Consider the following 15,007-nt stretch of genomic DNA (forward strand, 5'->3'; position numbering starts at 1 on the left):
GCTCTTCCGATCTGGTACATCGATGCCCGTCGCCACCGACGCCCACCCCTCACCCAACGGCGACGGGCTGACGCACCGGCACGGCCCCGACCCACCCCCGCCCTCCCCCCACCGGAACCCGCGTGCTGAGATGCGGTGCTGTAGCCGTTCTGCGACACAGCACCGCGGAACCCCTGGGCCCGGGCGCCCGTCTCGTTCCACGGAACCCACGGGAGGCACACATGCAACGGCGTTCGTTCATCGGCGGAACCACCGCCGTCCTCGCGGCGGCGGCGACGTCCGCCTGCAGCGGCAGCGACAAGGGCGGCGCGCACGCCGACGGCAAGGCGGGGCCCACGAGCGCCACGGGCGGCGCGGCCGACACCACCGGCATACGGACGGCGACCGCGGCCAACCGGGCGGCAGCCAACTGGACCGCGCTGTCCCACCAACTGGACGGCGCCCTGATCCGCCCCGGCGACCGGAGCTGGACCGCCGCCCACCAGCTCTACAACACGCGCTTCGACAACCTGAAGCCCGCCGCCGTCGCCTACGTCGCGCACGCCGACGACATCCGCACGACGATGGACTACGCCCGCGCCCACGGTGTGAAGGTCTCGATCCGCAACGGCGGCCACTCCTACGCGGGTTGGTCCTCCGGCGACGGCCGCCTGATCATCGACGTCTCCAAGCTGAACAAGATCCGCGCCTCGGCGAACGAGGCGGTCGTCGGCGCCGGTTCCAAACTGATCGACGTCTATCGCGCGCTGGCCGCGAAGGGCGTCACCATCCCCGCCGGCTCCTGCCCCACCGTCGGCGTCTCCGGCCTGACCCTGGGCGGCGGCCACGGCGTCGTGTCACGGGCGTACGGACTGACCTGCGACAGCCTCACCCAGGCGACGCTGATCACCGCCGACGGCAAGCAGCTCACCGCGAACGCGACCGAGAACAAGGACCTGTTCTGGGCGCTGCGCGGCGCCGGCAACGGCAACTTCGGCGTCGTCACCGAGCTCCGGTTCAAGACCCACCCCGCGCCGCAGGGCGTCTCGGCGTACATGACCTGGCCGTGGGCCAAGGCCGCCGCGGTGGTGAAAGCCTGGCAGGAGTGGGGCCCGAGCCAGCCGGACGAGATCTGGTCGTCCTGTCACCTGGCCAACGTGCCCGGCGGCACGCCCACCGTCTCCATCGCCGCCTTCTCCCTCGGCACCTACGGCGAACTCCAGAACGCGGTGGACCGACTGGCGGACCGGATCGGCTCTCCCGCGCGCAGCGTCTCCCTCAAGCGGCGCTCGTACGAGGAGTCGATGGAGGTGTACGCGGGCTGCTCGTCGTTCTCCGCCGACGCCCAGTGCCATCTGCCGGGGTCGACGCCGGGCCGCAGCCCGCAGGGCGCCCTCGGCCGTGAGACGTACGCGGCCCGTTCGGACTTCTTCGACCGGTCCATCTCGGCGGCCGGCGTCCAGACCCTCCTGAACCAGATCTCCGCGGTGCGGGGCGGCGCCGGCAGCATCGCGCTCACCGCGCTGGGCGGCGCCGTCAACCGCGTCGCGCCCACGTCCACGGCGTTCGTGCACCGCCGTTCGCGCATGCTCGCCCAGTACATCGTCTCCTGGCGGGCGGGCACCTCCGGCGGCACCGCCCAGTCCTGGCTGACGGGCGCCCACAACGCGATGACCCGGTACGCCTCGGGCGCGGCCTACCAGAACTACACCGACGCGACGCTGACCAACTGGCGCAAGGCGTACTACGGAGACGCGGCCACCCGGCTGACGGCGCTGAAGCACCAGTACGACCCGAACCGCTTCTTCTCGTTCCCCCAGGCGCTCTGAGGGTGCCACGGGCAGCCGCGCAGGCGTGGCGGCCCGGCCCGCGGAGCGCTACGCGGCGAGGTCCCTTTCCTCCGTGTGCTCGGCCCGCGCCCCCGGGATCAGCGTCTCCTGCCCGGCGGGTGCGGCGCCGCGCGACCGGATCAGCCGGCCCGCGCGCGGTGCCGTCTCGACGGCCTTCATGACCGGGGTGAGCAGGGCCATGGCGAGCGGCGACAGCAGCAGGACGACGGCCGTGCCGAGCGCGAATCCGCCGATGACGTCCGTCGGGTAGTGCACGCCCATGAAGACCCGGCAGAACCCTTCGAGCAGCGCCAGCGCGATCCCGGCGAGCCCGAACCTCCGGTGGGCGACGAAGAGCCCGACACCCATCGCCATGGTGATCGTCGCGTGGTCGCTGACGAAGGAGAAGTCGGTCTTGCCGCCCACGAGGACGTCAAGGCCCTGGTGGTCCACGGAGGGGCGCGGACGCTCCACGAAACCCCTTATCGGGACGTTCACGAGGAGGGCGACACCGGCCGCGAGCGGGGTCCAGACGAGTGCGGCCACGGTCGCGGCCGCGTCGGATCCGCCCCGCCGCCGCACGGTCGACCAGCACCACACGACCAGCAGGACCATCGCGAGCAGGAGACCCCACTCGCCGACGAACTCCATGATCCGGTCGGCCCAGTGCGGCGTGTGCTTGGCCAGGCCATTGATGTCGTAGAGCAGGTCGACGTCGGGGTTCGAACCGGATTCGGCGAGTTGCGCCATGGCGCTGCGGCCCCTTCGTCGTCATTCCCGCGACCGCGCCCTTTCGCGCGCCGCTCCGTCCACCCCCGTGGTTGTAGATCGGTTCTCTACGTCAAAAGGAACGCACGGTTCCCTCGATTACGTTCCACCCTCCACCGAATGATCACGCACACGTTATCGAAGAGAGATATCGCCGCAGGTCAGAGGGTGGATTCATACCGAAGTGGGCAATGCTTTCGCGCCATCCTCGGTCACCCGGGTGGCCCCGAAGTAGTCGGGCGTGTCGACGGGATCGAACCGGATGACGGCACCGGGCCGGGGAGCGTCGATCATGTATCCGCCGCCCACGTAGATGCCCACGTGCCGGATGGCGCGGGAGTTGGTGAGGTCGTCCGAGAAGAAGACCAGGTCCCCGGGCAGCAGTTCGTCCCGCTTGGGGTGCGGCCCCGCGTTGTACTGGTCGTTGGCCACCCGCGGCAGGGTCACCCCGACGCTGTCGTACGAGGCTTTGGTCAGACCCGAGCAGTCGAACCGTCCGCCCTGGTCAGTCGTGCCGTTGCCACCCCACAGGTAGGGCGTGCCGAGCTTCTTCTGCGCGTACGTGATGGCCCCCGCGGCCTGCTTCGAGGGGTCCACACGGGTGACGGGAGCGGCGAAGCTCTTCGCCAGCGTGGTGATCGTCTTCACGTAGTTCCGGGTCTCCGCGTACGGCGGCACGCCCCCGTACTTGATGACCGCGTAGGCGCCCGCGTTGTAGGCGGCGAGCATGTTCTCGGTGACGTTTCCCGGAGCGTTCTTCACATAGGAGGCGAGCTCGCAGTCGTACGAGGCGGCCGACGGAATCGCGTCATTCGGGTTCCACACGTCGCGGACGCCGTCCCCGTCGCCGTCGACGCCGTGCGTGGCCCACGTCCCCGGAATGAATTGCGCTATCCCTTGCGCCTGCGCCGGGCTCTTCGCGTTGGGATTGAATCCGCTCTCCTGATAGAGCTGCGCGGCGAGCAGGGCGGGATTGATCGCGCCGCAGAGATTGCCCCACTTCTGTACGAGGGACTGGTACGCGGCGGGCACCGCGCCCTTGGCGAGCCCGACCGATCCGCCGCCGATGCCGCCCGCGAGGTTCCCGGCGACCAGGTAGACCCCGACGACGAGCACCATCACGAAGCCCATCCCCGCGCCCACGGCCGCGATCGCCACGATCCAGGCCTTACGCACCGTCAACCGCCCCTCGCCGCCCAGGAGTCCGCCGACGTCAGTGTAGAGGCGGGCCCCTGCGCGAGAGGGGTGTCGCGCGCACGGACGGAGCGGTATGTCCCGTCGGAGTGGCGTCAACCGGCCAGTGCGGCCACGTGGTACAGATCCTCGGCCTCGGTGCCGAACACGGGGCTGTACGAGACGTCGTCGGTGTCCCCGCCCTGTTCGTGGCCGCCGATGACGCCGACGACCGCCCCGTCCCCGTTCACCCAGGGGCTGCCGCTGGTTCCGCCGGCGAAGGCGGGACACGCGACGCGCTGCTGCGTACGGCTCTCGGCGGTGGGCTTGTCGGTGCAGGTGACGGGGGTGTCGAGGGAGCCGGGGTATCCGGTGACGGTGACGGCGGTGGCCCCGGTGGCGCGGTGCGCGGCGAAGGCGTTCGCGCCGCCGACGACGTCCTCGACCTCCTCGCCGTCGCGGGTGGCGAGCACGGCGAAGGCGACGTCGCTGTCCTCGTCCTGGTCCCTCCTCCACCCTTCGGGGAGGAAGGAGCCCTCGACGTCCCAGAACCCGTGGGGCGCCTTGCCGTCCCGGTAACCGGGCGCGAAGGACAGCTCCGCCTCGCCGTCCAGGCAGTGGGCGGCCGTGATGAGGAGATCCCGCCCCTCGCTGTGCACGACGGACGCCGTGCAGAAGTGCCCGCCGGCGCCCCCGCTCGCGGCGCTCCCGTGGAACAGGGCGCCCACCCGGGCGCTCCGGCCGTTCTCGGCGGCCGGAACGGTCACACCGAACGGCCCGGGGCCGTCGTCGGCCGCGGCGACGGACGAGGACGTCACCGCGAGCAGCACCAGGGCCGCACCGAGCAGTACCGGCCGCCGGGTCTCCGGGAGACGGGTGATGCGGATGCTCTTCATCGCCCCTCACCTTGCCGCAAGCGGGTGAGAAAAACCTCGGACCAGTCCGAGTATCACCTGTGAACGCCTACCCCGCCCGGCCACCGCGGCCCACCTGCCACGACAGCCCCACTCGCCCCGCCGGCACCCTGCCACGACAGCCCCGCCCGCGCCCGCCCCCGTGCACGCCGGCGCGGGCCCGCGCGAGGTGCGCACGCCGACTCCGGAGCGGTGAGGCGGCGGGCGGAGAAGGGCCGCAGGGCGACACGACGATCCCCGGGGAGCGGTGATCGTCGTGGAGTCGGAGGGCGCGGGACCGGGGCGGGGATACGGTGGCCGTGAACGTCTGCGATCACACAGGGGAGTTGGAGTCCGCGATGCCCACACCCGTCCGGCGGAAGTCCGAAGGGCCCGACCGTGGCTGACATCCCCTCCGGCCTCGACTGGACCCGTGCCGCCCCCGAGGACGCGACCGGTCCGGGCCCCTGGATCGAACTCGCCTTCGGCGAGGACGACTTGGTCTACATCAGGGAGACCGGCGACCCGGAGAACGTCGTGACGACCACCCGCAGGAAATGGGACGCGTTCGTCCTGGGGGTCCAGGCGGGCGAGTTCGACCACTTCGTCGAGGGGCTGCAGGACGGCCCCGGAGCGCACGGCGCGACGCCGCCACCCGCGCAATCCCCCTGAAACGGCCGCGCGTTGGTTCAAGCGGCCGTCAGCCGCCGACCACCCGTGAGCCATGGGCGGGTCACGCGCCCGCCCGCACCACTCCGTCGGCGGCACCAAGCCGGCCGAGCCGACCTCCACCACCCGCGGCCGGACCGAGTCGGCCTGGAAGACCATCAGCACCGAGGGCACCGGCTCCGACTGCTCCTCGTACGACAGTGACTCCCTTCAGGGTGCCGCCGAGGGCGTGGACGCCCGCGATGGGTGCCGAGGCGTTGATGCCGCCGAACGTGTACCAGCCGCCCGTGATGCCGTACCGGTCGTGCACCGCGTTCCGTCCGTCCACCCCGCGCGGCCCCGGCGACCCGGGGAACACCGGCGCGACGCACCGTCAGAAGAGCTCCGCCGGAACCGAGTCCGTTCGAATATCGCCCCGCGCGCGAGACGTAGAAGGGGACAACGACGGAACCACGCGCCAGGTTTCGCTTCCGCTTCATTGCCCGGCGTGACCACCCGTGATACACAGAGTGACGATACGACTCTCGTACACCGCCGTACGCCTCCCGCAGGGGTCCCGCGTACGCCGGTGACAAGGAATTCGCACGAATCCCGCCAACCAATGACGTCAAGTCGACATACGAAGGCGTCATTGTCGGCGAGAATGGGCCCGACCTCTGCGCACAGTGGCAGGGGGTGCAGAACTACCCACTAGGGGCGGTGACTTACATGCTTTTCGCAGCCGACAAGGGCGACATCAACACAATCATCGGTGGAATCGCCCCGGACTGGGGCCCCTTCGGCAGCCTGGGCAACGAAGCCAAGGTGATGGTCGAGGTGGTGATGGCGGTGGCCATCCTGCTCTGCCTCGGCATCGCGATCTGGGGTGCGGCCAAACAGCGCATCGGCGCGACCGCGCTCCGCGACACCTTCAGCGCCGAACAGGGCAAGGGACTCATCATCGCCGGGCTCACCGGGGTCTTCATCATCGGATCCCTCGGCACACTCTTCACCATCGTGTACGGCATGGCCGTGTAGCCCGGCACGGCCGCGCCGCACCCGGCGTGCCGTCAGTACCCGGCCGGGCGCGCCCGGACTCTCGCCCTCCGATCCATCCGTCCGTCGTGCCCACCGGCTGAGGTTGCAACTCCCTGATGTCCAGTCACCACACCGCGCCCGCGCGGGAACCAGCACGGCTACCGTCGTACTACGTGGTTCAGCGAGAGATTGAGGGGGCGTACGCGGCATGAGTCTCGGTGACGAACCCGGGTACGGCGACGGCCCGCGCGGCGAGGAAGGGGGGTACGGCGGCTCCGGCCAGACCCGTACCCGTCTGCCCGACCGTCCGGGCGACGTCTACGGCGGCGCGCGGCGCGGACGCGGATCCTCCTCGCGGAGCCTGGTCACGGTCGTCGGTGTGGTCGTCCTGCTCATCGCCGCGATCGCCTTCGCGAACCGCGGGGACGACGCGGCCTCGTCCGGCGACGGCAGCGGCGAGAAGGCGAAGACGTCCCCGACGGCGGCCTCCGGCAACCACCCGGTGACGACGAAGTCCGCCGGCATCCCGTCAGGCTTCCCCCACACGCCGGAGGGGGCACAGAGCGCGGCGACGAATTACGCGGTGGCGCTGGGTTCGTCCGACATGTTCGAGAAGTCCAGGCGGGACCAGATCCTCGCGACCGTGATCGCACCCTCCAAGGTGTCCGAGTTCGAGGCGACGCTGGACGAGGCGTACACGCCGCAGTTCAACAAGAACGTGGGTCTGAACGAGGACGGATCGGCTCCGCAGGGCTACACATTCGTCTCACGCACGAGTCCCATCGGGACCAAGACCACCCAGTCCTCGGACAACGCGGCGACCGTCGAGGTCTGGTGCGGGGGTCTTCTCGGTCTCGCCGGTGAGAACTCGACCAACCCGGTCACCAGCAGCTGGTTCACCATCACCATGAAGCTGGAGTGGACCGGTGGCGACTGGAAGATCGTCTCGCACTCCCAGAAGGACGGCCCCGCGCCCGTCCCGGGCGACGACCGCGCCTCCAGCGCCGACGACATCGCGAAGGCCGTCGAGGAGTACGGAGGGTTCACGTATGCCCGCTAACCACCGCGTACTCAAACTGACCGCGGTCATCGGGGCCGTACAGGCCTCGGCGGTGCTGCTGGCCACGAGAGCGGTCGCCGCGCCCACGCCGTCGCCGTCACCCTCGTCGAGCGACAACCACTGCAGCCTCATCCACGGCCCCGCGAGGAACTACTGCGAAAGCGGCACCAAGGGATCCGGCAAATCAGGCCTCACCACCGACCCCGGTAGCGCCTCCACGCTGGACCCCCTCTCCTCCCTCGCGAACGGCTGCGCCGACGCCGCCTCCTGGACCATCAACAAACTCTCCGCCGCCGTGAACGACACCGCCAACGTCGACTTCACGAACCCCAAGTTCCTCCAGCAGTACGCCGTCGTCTTCGCGGCCTCCACGATCCTCACCCTGCTCCTGTGGCTGCTGGCCGTGGCGAAGCGGGCCGTGCGAGGTGTCCCCCTCGGCACGGCCCTGTCCGAGGCGATCGGCTTCCTCTGGCTGACCGTGCTGGCCTCCGCGTTCACCCCGCTGATCCTCTACACGGTCGTCTCCGCGACGGACGGCGTGACCGAGGTCCTCGCCAAGACCACCGGCAACCAGACGGACGCCTTCTTCGGGACGTTCTCCGGCGCCCTCGACAAGGGCGGCAACATCGGCGGCGGCCCCATCATGCTCATCGTCGTCTCGATGGTCTCGATCCTGGCCGCCGGAATCCTCTGGCTGGAGCTGGTCATCCGGGCCGCCCTGCTCTACGTCGGGGCCCTCCTCGGCACCGTCGTCTACGCGGGCCTCGTCGACAAGAACCTGTGGGGCCACGTCCGCCGCTGGGCGGGCATCATGATCGCGGTCATCCTGGTGAAACCGGTGATCGTCATCGTGCTCGGCCTCGCCGGCGCCCTCAGCTCCGACAACGGCCCCGACGCGTTCTCCGCCGTCGTCTCCGGACTCGCCATCATCCTGCTCGCCATCTTCGCCAGCGCGATGATCTACCGCTTCGTCCCCGGCTTCGGCGACGAGATCGCCGGCTCCCGCAACAACCGCATCATGCAGGGCGCCGAGAGCAAGGCCGCCGCCGTGATCAGCTCGCCGGCCACCCTGGTCGCGCAGGGCATCAAGACCCACAGCTCCCGTGCCGACAACAACGGCGGCGGAGGCGGCAACAGCCAGCCCCGCCCCGCCAACCCCGTGTCCGGCGGGGTGGCCGCGCACAGCAGCCGTACGCCGAACGGAGGCGGCGGATCCGTCCCCTCCGCCGCACCCCCGCCGCGCAGCAGCCCGGTCAACACCCCGCACGCAAGCAACACCCGCAACAGCAACCGCACGGGAGGTGAAGGGCGTTGACGACCGAGTCCCACCTGTCCCATCCGGTCACGCCCCGCCGTACATATCTGATCGGCCGCGCCCGGCCGAACGCGATCGTCGGCCGGAACCGCGAGTCCGGCGAGATCGCGCTCATCATCGGCGGCGCGTTCCTCGGCATGATGTGCGGCCTGCTCGTCCCGGTGCTGTCCCTGCGGATCGTGCTGCTCATGGGCTTCCCGCTGCTCGCGCTCGCCGCGGTGTACGTCCCGTACAAGCGGCGCACGTTCTACAAGTGGTTCGAGATCAACCGCAGCTACAAGCGGACCCTGCGCCAGGGGACGACATACCGCAGCCAGGTGACGGAGGCCGGCATCCACCTCGACGGCAGGGAGGTCGAGATCGGGCCGCCGCCCGGCATCGGGCGCATCTCCTGGCTCGCCGCCCCGTTCGGACCCGACGAGATCGCCGTCCTGCTGCACGCCGACCGCCGGACCGTCACCGCCGCCATCGAGATCGAGGGCCCGGGTGTCGGTCTGCGCGACAGCGAGGACCAGGAGGCCCTCGTCGACCGCTTCGGCACGCTGCTCAAGCACGTGGCGAACGGCGACGGCTTCGTCACCCGCCTCCAGATGCTCGCCCGCACCCTCCCCGCCGACCCGGACGCCCACGCCAAGGACGTCTCCCAGCGCGGCGACGAGCGCGCCCCCGGATGGCTCCAGCAGTCGTACGACCAGCTCCAGTCGATGGTGTCCACGAGCAGCGAGCAGCACCGCGCCTACCTCGTCGCCTGCATGCACTACTCGCGTGAACTCGCCGCCGAGGGCCAGGCCATGGCACGGGCGGCACGGCCGCAGGGCGGCCGCAAGGTCGACCGGGACGCCGGACTCGCCGTCGTCATGGCACGTGAGCTGACCGACATCTGCTCCCGGCTCCAGGAAGCCGACATCCGCGTACGGCAGCCCCTCGGCCAGGGACGGCTCGCCTCCCTCGTGCACTCGATGTACGACCCCGACCACCCCATCGACCACATCCAGGCCATGACCAAGCGCAACGCCTGGCCGGCCGAACTGGACGCCATGGAACCGACGTACCTCCAGGCGAAGACCCGCGAGTCCTCCACCCGCGCGCCCTGGTGCCACGCCACGGCCTGGGTGAAGGAGTGGCCGATGACCCCGGTCGGCGTCAACTTCCTCGCCCCGCTCCTCGTCCACACCCCGGACGTCATCCGCACGGTCGCCGTGACCATGGACCTCGAACCCACCGAGATCGCCATCGAGCGCATGCTGACCGAGAAGACCAACGACGAGGCCGAGGCCAGCCGCGCCGCCAAGATGAACCGCACCGTCGACCCGCGCGACATCGCCTCGCACAACCGCCTCGACCAGCGCGGCGAGGACCTGGCGAGCGGTGCCGCGGGCGTCAACCTCGTCGGCTACATCACCGTCTCCTCCCGCACCCCCGAGGCCCTCGCGCGCGACAAGCGCACCATCCGCGCCTCGGCCGGCAAGTCGTATCTGAAACTGGAGTGGTGCGACCGCGAGCACCACCGTGCCTTCGTCAACACACTGCCGTTCGCCACCGGAATCCGCAGGTAGGGGCTGATGCACTGATGCGGGATCCGCTGTCCGCCGCGACGGACGCCTTCACGTCCTTCCTCTTCGGCAAGGTCGAGACGACCCGCCTCCCCGTGCGCACGTCCACGGGTCAGGCGCAGGCGGTCTACCTGCCCACCGCCGCACCGGGTCTCGGCGACTCGGGCGTCATCATCGGCCGCGAGGTGTACTCCGGCAAGGGCTACATCTACGACCCCTTCCAGCTCTACGGGCAGCAGCTCCCGGCCCCGCACTGGCTGGTCCTCGGCGAGTCCGGCAACGGCAAGTCGGCCCTGGAGAAGACGTACGTCCTACGGCAGTTGCGCTTCCGCGACCGCCAGGTCGTCGTCCTCGACGCCCAGGGCGAGGACGGCGTCGGCGAATGGAACCTCATCGCGCAGGAGCTGGGGATAACTCCCATCCGGCTTGACCCCACGGCCGCCCTGGACATGGGCATCCGACTCAACCCGCTCGACCCCTCGATCACGACGACGGGCCAGCTCGCCCTGCTGCGCACCATCATCGAGGTCGCGATGGGGCACAGCCTCGACGAGCGGTCCGGCTTCGCCCTGAAGGTCGCCCACGCCTACGTCAACGAGACGATCGTCGAGCGCCAGCCGGTGCTCACCGACATCGTGGAGATGCTGCGCCACCCCGAACCGGAGTCGGCCGAGGCGATGAACGTCGCCATAGACGACGTACGGGCCTGGGGCCTGGACGTGGCGCTGGTCCTGGACCGGCTGGTCGACGGTGACCTGAGGGGCATGTTCGACGGTCCGACGACGGTCGGCATCGACCTGGACGCCCCCCTCATCGTCTTCGACCTGTCGCACATCGACCGGAACTCCATCGCCATGCCCATCCTCATGGCGATCGTCGGTGTGTGGCTGGAGCACACCTGGATCCGGCCCGACCGCAAGAAGCGCATCTTCCTGGTGGAAGAGGCGTGGCACATCATCAACAGCCCCTTCGTGGCCCAGCTCTTCCAGCGACTGCTGAAGTTCGGGCGGCGCCTCGGCCTGTCCTTCGTGGCGGTGGTCCACCACCTCTCGGACGTCGTCGACGGAGCGGCGGCCAAGGAGGCATCCGCGATCCTGAAGATGGCCTCGACACGGACCATCTACGCGCAGAAGGCGGACGAGGCCCGTTCGACGGGCCGGGTCCTCGGCCTGCCACGCTGGGCGGTCGAGATCATCCCGACGCTGACTCCGGGCATCGCGGTCTGGGACGTCAACGGCAACGTCCAGGTGGTCAAGCACCTGATCACCGAGACGGAGCGACCACTGGTCTTCACCGACCGCGCGATGACGGAGTCGTCCGCCGACCACCTCCTCTCCGGCGACGCCCTGCGCGCCGCCGAACTGGAGGCGGAGGAACGGGCGGCCGCCTTCATGGAGCAGCATCTCAGCGATCTCGACGGCTCCACCGAGTCCACGGTGGCGTGATGAGCCCGTACCCCGACCAGCGCGACGACCGCCCCAACCCCCGGCACGAGGGAGCGGGCGGCATCCCGGACGGCCTGCTGATCGGGGTGCTGGGCTTCCTCCTCGGCATGACCCTGATGGTGTGGACGGCGACAGGCCTCGCGGGCTGGTTCTCCCGCGGCGCCTGGCCGGACGCGATCACCTTCACCCGTACGCCCCTGGCCATGCGCCACCTGATCGGCGAGCCGCACGACATCGCCGGCGCCTGGCCCGACACCCCGCCCGCCCAGTTGTCGGGCTACGGCCTCTTCTGGGGCCTGTTCATCGGCCAGTTGATGGTCCTGCTGGTCCTCGCCGTGTTCGTGATGGGCACGGTGGCACGGTGGCGTGCGGGACGAGCGCGAAGACGAGCGGAGGGTCTGGAGGCCAAGGCATCCAGGAGAGCGTCCAGGGCGTCCAGGACATCCACGGACGCGCCCGATCCGGTGGTGCCGCCGGCCAGGACGGAACAACGGCCACTGCCCGCACAGCCCGTGGAGACAGCCCCCAGGCCGGCCGCGACGACCGAGACGGCCATGCAGGTGCCCGAACCCGCGGGCGCGCCGGCACACGAGCACGCGGGCGACCTGGACACCGTCACCACAGAAGCCGCCACGAGCCGGACCGCCGCCGAAGCCGCCACGGGCCGGGCCGCCGCCGCTGCACCGCAGCCGAAACCGGCGTGGACGTCCACGCGCGCGGTCGTCCTCGCTCCCGCGGAAACCCGCCACCTCACCGCGGCCCAGGCCGTACGCGACGCCGAGGGCCCGGCCCTCGTCATCACCTCCGCCCCCCGCATCTGGTCGGAGACCAAGGACGCCCGCGCCAAACTGGGCCCCGTCCTCCTCTACGACCCCGCCCACCTCTGCGACACCCCGGCCCGGCTGCACTGGTCCCCGTCGGCAGGCTGCGAGGACAAGGAGACGGCGACGGCCAGAGCGGCCGCCCTCCTCGCCCCAGTGCGCCCCTCAGCCAAGGCCGACCAGGCGATGGCCGACGTCGCGGAGACGCTCATGCGCTGCTACCTGCACGCCGCCGCGGTGGAGGGCAAGGCCTTCCGCCACGTCCACCGCTGGGCCCAGGGCTCACAGGTGCAGGACGCCGTACGAGCCCTGCGGACGAATCCCAGGGCCGCGTCCGGCGCCGCCGGGGAGCTCGAGGCCGCGCTCGTCTCGCATCCCCAACGCCGCGACATCGCCCAGGAGCTGACGGCACGTGCGCTTTCGGCGCTCGGCACGGTCAACATCCGAGAATCCTGCACTCCGAACCGAAGTGACAGCCTCGCCTTGGATTCCTTCGTCAACGAAGGGGGCACTCTCTATATGATCGGTGAACCTCTCGAGGACCCCAAGGCCGGCCCCGGCGCCATGCCCCTCCTGACGGCCCTCGCCTCAAGCGTGGTCGAGCGTGGCCGGCGCATGGCCGAACGGTCATCCTCCGGTCGGCTCGACCCACCACTCACGCTCGTCCTGGACGACATCGCGGCCGTGGCTCCGCTCCCCCAGCTCCCCGACCTGCTGACTGCGGGCCCGGCCCGCGGCCTGCCGACCCTGGCGCTCCTCCGCTCCCGCGAACAACTCCGCTCCCGCTGGCCGCAGTACGAGCCTCCGGTCTGAGCCGGGTACGGGCCTTACGCCCGCGGGCCCCCTCGGTCGATGGCGAACTCGAGCTCCAGTTCACCGGTGTCGCCCGGCATCGGGGCCGTCTCCCCGGTGGGCAGGAATCCCGCCTTCCGGTAGAACGCCTCGGCACGGCCGTTCTTCTCGTGCACGAACAGCCGCACGCGGTCGAGCCCGGCCTCCCAGGACCACGCGAGAGCGGCGTCGAAGAGCCCCCGGGTCACTCCGGCCTCGCTCCCCCGGAACTCGGGCCGTACGTACACCCCCACCAGATGTCCCTGAGTCCGCTCGGGCACCTCACCGAACGCGTCCCGCACCCCGGCCTCCTCGACCAGCACGGTCACGGACCCGGCCCACACCCCGTCCTCGCCCACGGCCACGATCTGCTGCCGCGCGGTGACGTCGACAGCGGCCCCGGCCGCCCGGTCCTGCCAGAAGCCGTCCGACTTGGTCACCGCGTCCTCGTAGGTCTCCAGGAACGCGAGGTGCGCGACGGGGTCCCGCAGGGCGTCGAGTCTGAGCTCCTTCACCTGCGGCCACTCATCGGAACGTATGGAACGGATCACGAAGGTACTGGAGTTCATGGCAGTCACCGTAGTACGCGCGTACGGCCGGGCTCATCCGATATCCACCCTGCCGATCACCGCCGGCCCGCCCCCCGTCATGCTCTTCCCTGTACGGCATTGTCAGCCGACCGATCCGATCACGCGCAAGCCCTCCAGGGAGAACACCGCATGGCCAAAGTCCAACTAGAGGAACTCCGCAATGTCATTCATCCCACGGGCAAGTTGGACAGCCGGGCGGAGCACTGGGCCGGACGCCTCTACATGAGGTCCCTCTCCCTTCGCGTGACCCGCCATCTCGTCGACACCCGCATCTCGCCGAACCAGATCACCGTGATCATGGTCTTCGCGGGGATGCTCTCGGGAGTCGCCCTGATCCTGCCGGGCCTCGGCGGCGCCGTTCTCTCCGTCGTCTTCATGCAGCTCTACCTGCTGCTCGACTGCGTGGACGGCGAAGTGGCCCGCTGGCGCCGCCAGTTCAGCCCGCTCGGCGTCTACCTCGACCGCCTCGGCGCCTACCTCGCCGATGCCGCCGTGATGGTGGGCATGGGCATCCGCGCCGCAGAACTCGGCGTCAATCTCTACCTGGTGGCCGGTCTGGCCGCGGCGACCGGCGTGCTGCTCCTGAAGTCGTCCTCCGACCTCGTGCACGTGGCCCGTTCCGACAGCGGCATGGAGAAGGCGACCGACGCGTCCGTCGTCCCGCGCTCCAGCGGCCTCGCGCAGATCCGCCGGCTGGCCTCGGCCGTGGGCCTGCACCGCTTGGTCAACGGCATCGAGTGCAGCATCCTGCTGCTCGTCACCGCGGTCGTCGACCTGGCGCTCGGCGACCTGACGGCCACGCGGATCGCGACCGTCGCCGTGACGGCGATCGTGTGGCTGCTCGTGCCGGCACACGTCGTCTCGATCGTCGCGTCGTCCCGCCTGAAGTAACCGCACCAACAGGAAAGGGGGGCGGCCTCCTCGTGGAGACCGCCCCCCTTTCCCATAAGAACTGTCAAGAACTGTTCTTGAACGCAGAAAACCCCCGGACCGGTATCCCCGGTCCGGGGGTTTTCTCAAAATTTGTTCGGCGGCGTCCTACTCTCCCACAGGGTCCCCCCTGC

Annotated in this window: 14 protein-coding genes; 9 read left to right on the forward strand and 5 right to left on the reverse strand. The window is 70.3% G+C overall.

The annotated features are described in order from the left end of the window. Nucleotides 1-221: 221 nt before the first annotated feature. Complete coding sequence (locus ACWEBX_RS32890; RefSeq protein ID WP_451888428.1) at nucleotides 222-1,808, forward strand: FAD-binding oxidoreductase; 1,587 nt, start codon at nucleotides 222-224, stop codon at nucleotides 1,806-1,808. A gap of 48 nt (nucleotides 1,809-1,856) precedes the next feature. Here the strand turns inward: ACWEBX_RS32890 and ACWEBX_RS32895 are convergent, their stop codons facing one another. The 3 genes from ACWEBX_RS32895 to ACWEBX_RS32905 form a co-directional block, all read right to left on the reverse strand. Beyond that, the gene (locus tag ACWEBX_RS32895; RefSeq protein WP_451888429.1) at nucleotides 1,857-2,558 is read right to left on the reverse strand and encodes a phosphatase PAP2 family protein; all 702 of its coding nucleotides are present in this window, start codon (nucleotides 2,556-2,558) and stop codon (nucleotides 1,857-1,859) included. A gap of 192 nt (nucleotides 2,559-2,750) precedes the next feature. Continuing rightward, nucleotides 2,751-3,758, reverse strand: a complete 1,008-nt coding sequence (locus ACWEBX_RS32900; protein ID WP_389850294.1) for a C40 family peptidase — start codon at nucleotides 3,756-3,758, stop codon at nucleotides 2,751-2,753. 107 nt (nucleotides 3,759-3,865) lie between these two features. Further along, nucleotides 3,866-4,645: a trypsin-like serine peptidase gene (locus tag ACWEBX_RS32905; protein ID WP_451888430.1), complete on the reverse strand. Its 780-nt coding sequence runs from the start codon at nucleotides 4,643-4,645 to the stop codon at nucleotides 3,866-3,868. 396 nt (nucleotides 4,646-5,041) lie between these two features. Between ACWEBX_RS32905 and ACWEBX_RS32910 the strand changes: the two genes are divergently transcribed. Continuing rightward, a complete protein-coding gene (locus tag ACWEBX_RS32910) occupies nucleotides 5,042-5,314 on the forward strand; it encodes a DUF397 domain-containing protein (RefSeq protein WP_451888431.1) in 273 nt (90 codons plus the stop codon). Between the two features lie 61 nt (nucleotides 5,315-5,375). On the opposite strand, the gene ACWEBX_RS32915 is transcribed toward ACWEBX_RS32910, so the two are convergent. Then, on the reverse strand, nucleotides 5,376-5,639 hold the full coding sequence (locus ACWEBX_RS32915; RefSeq protein ID WP_451888432.1) for a hypothetical protein: 264 nt from the start codon (nucleotides 5,637-5,639) through the stop codon (nucleotides 5,376-5,378). 380 nt (nucleotides 5,640-6,019) lie between these two features. On the opposite strand from ACWEBX_RS32915, the gene ACWEBX_RS32920 reads away from it, so the two are divergent. The 6 genes from ACWEBX_RS32920 to ACWEBX_RS32945 all read left to right on the forward strand — a co-directional run bounded on the left by ACWEBX_RS32920 (nucleotide 6,020) and on the right by ACWEBX_RS32945 (nucleotide 13,335). After that, a complete protein-coding gene (locus tag ACWEBX_RS32920) occupies nucleotides 6,020-6,328 on the forward strand; it encodes a hypothetical protein (protein ID WP_037622434.1) in 309 nt (102 codons plus the stop codon). A gap of 208 nt (nucleotides 6,329-6,536) precedes the next feature. Beyond that, nucleotides 6,537-7,388, forward strand: coding sequence for a hypothetical protein (locus ACWEBX_RS32925; protein WP_451888433.1), 852 nt, complete (start codon nucleotides 6,537-6,539; stop codon nucleotides 7,386-7,388). Beyond that, a complete protein-coding gene (locus tag ACWEBX_RS32930) occupies nucleotides 7,378-8,703 on the forward strand; it encodes a hypothetical protein (protein ID WP_451888434.1) in 1,326 nt (441 codons plus the stop codon). Before ACWEBX_RS32925 ends, ACWEBX_RS32930 begins: the two co-directional genes overlap by 11 nt. Then, nucleotides 8,700-10,259 carry an SCO6880 family protein gene (locus ACWEBX_RS32935; protein ID WP_451888435.1) on the forward strand — a complete coding sequence of 520 codons (1,560 nt, stop codon included), beginning with the start codon at nucleotides 8,700-8,702 and terminating at the stop codon, nucleotides 10,257-10,259. The genes ACWEBX_RS32930 and ACWEBX_RS32935 overlap by 4 nt, the downstream gene beginning before the upstream one ends. 14 nt (nucleotides 10,260-10,273) lie before the next feature. Beyond that, nucleotides 10,274-11,701, forward strand: a complete 1,428-nt coding sequence (locus ACWEBX_RS32940) for an ATP-binding protein (RefSeq protein WP_451888436.1) — start codon at nucleotides 10,274-10,276, stop codon at nucleotides 11,699-11,701. Then, the gene (locus ACWEBX_RS32945; RefSeq protein WP_451888437.1) at nucleotides 11,701-13,335 is read left to right on the forward strand and encodes a type VI secretion protein; all 1,635 of its coding nucleotides are present in this window, start codon (nucleotides 11,701-11,703) and stop codon (nucleotides 13,333-13,335) included. Before ACWEBX_RS32940 ends, ACWEBX_RS32945 begins: the two co-directional genes overlap by 1 nt. A gap of 14 nt (nucleotides 13,336-13,349) precedes the next feature. Here ACWEBX_RS32945 and ACWEBX_RS32950 read toward each other — a convergent pair whose 3' ends face one another. Further along, nucleotides 13,350-13,922 (reverse strand): GNAT family N-acetyltransferase, encoded by a 573-nt coding sequence (locus tag ACWEBX_RS32950; RefSeq protein ID WP_451888438.1) that lies wholly within the window; start codon nucleotides 13,920-13,922, stop codon nucleotides 13,350-13,352. Between the two features lie 150 nt (nucleotides 13,923-14,072). Here ACWEBX_RS32950 and ACWEBX_RS32955 point away from each other — a divergent pair, with 150 nt between their 5' ends. Then, nucleotides 14,073-14,834 carry a CDP-alcohol phosphatidyltransferase family protein gene (locus ACWEBX_RS32955; protein WP_451888439.1) on the forward strand — a complete coding sequence of 254 codons (762 nt, stop codon included), beginning with the start codon at nucleotides 14,073-14,075 and terminating at the stop codon, nucleotides 14,832-14,834. Nucleotides 14,835-15,007: the final 173 nt, after the last annotated feature.

Source organism: Streptomyces sp. NPDC005070, from assembly GCF_053600395.1.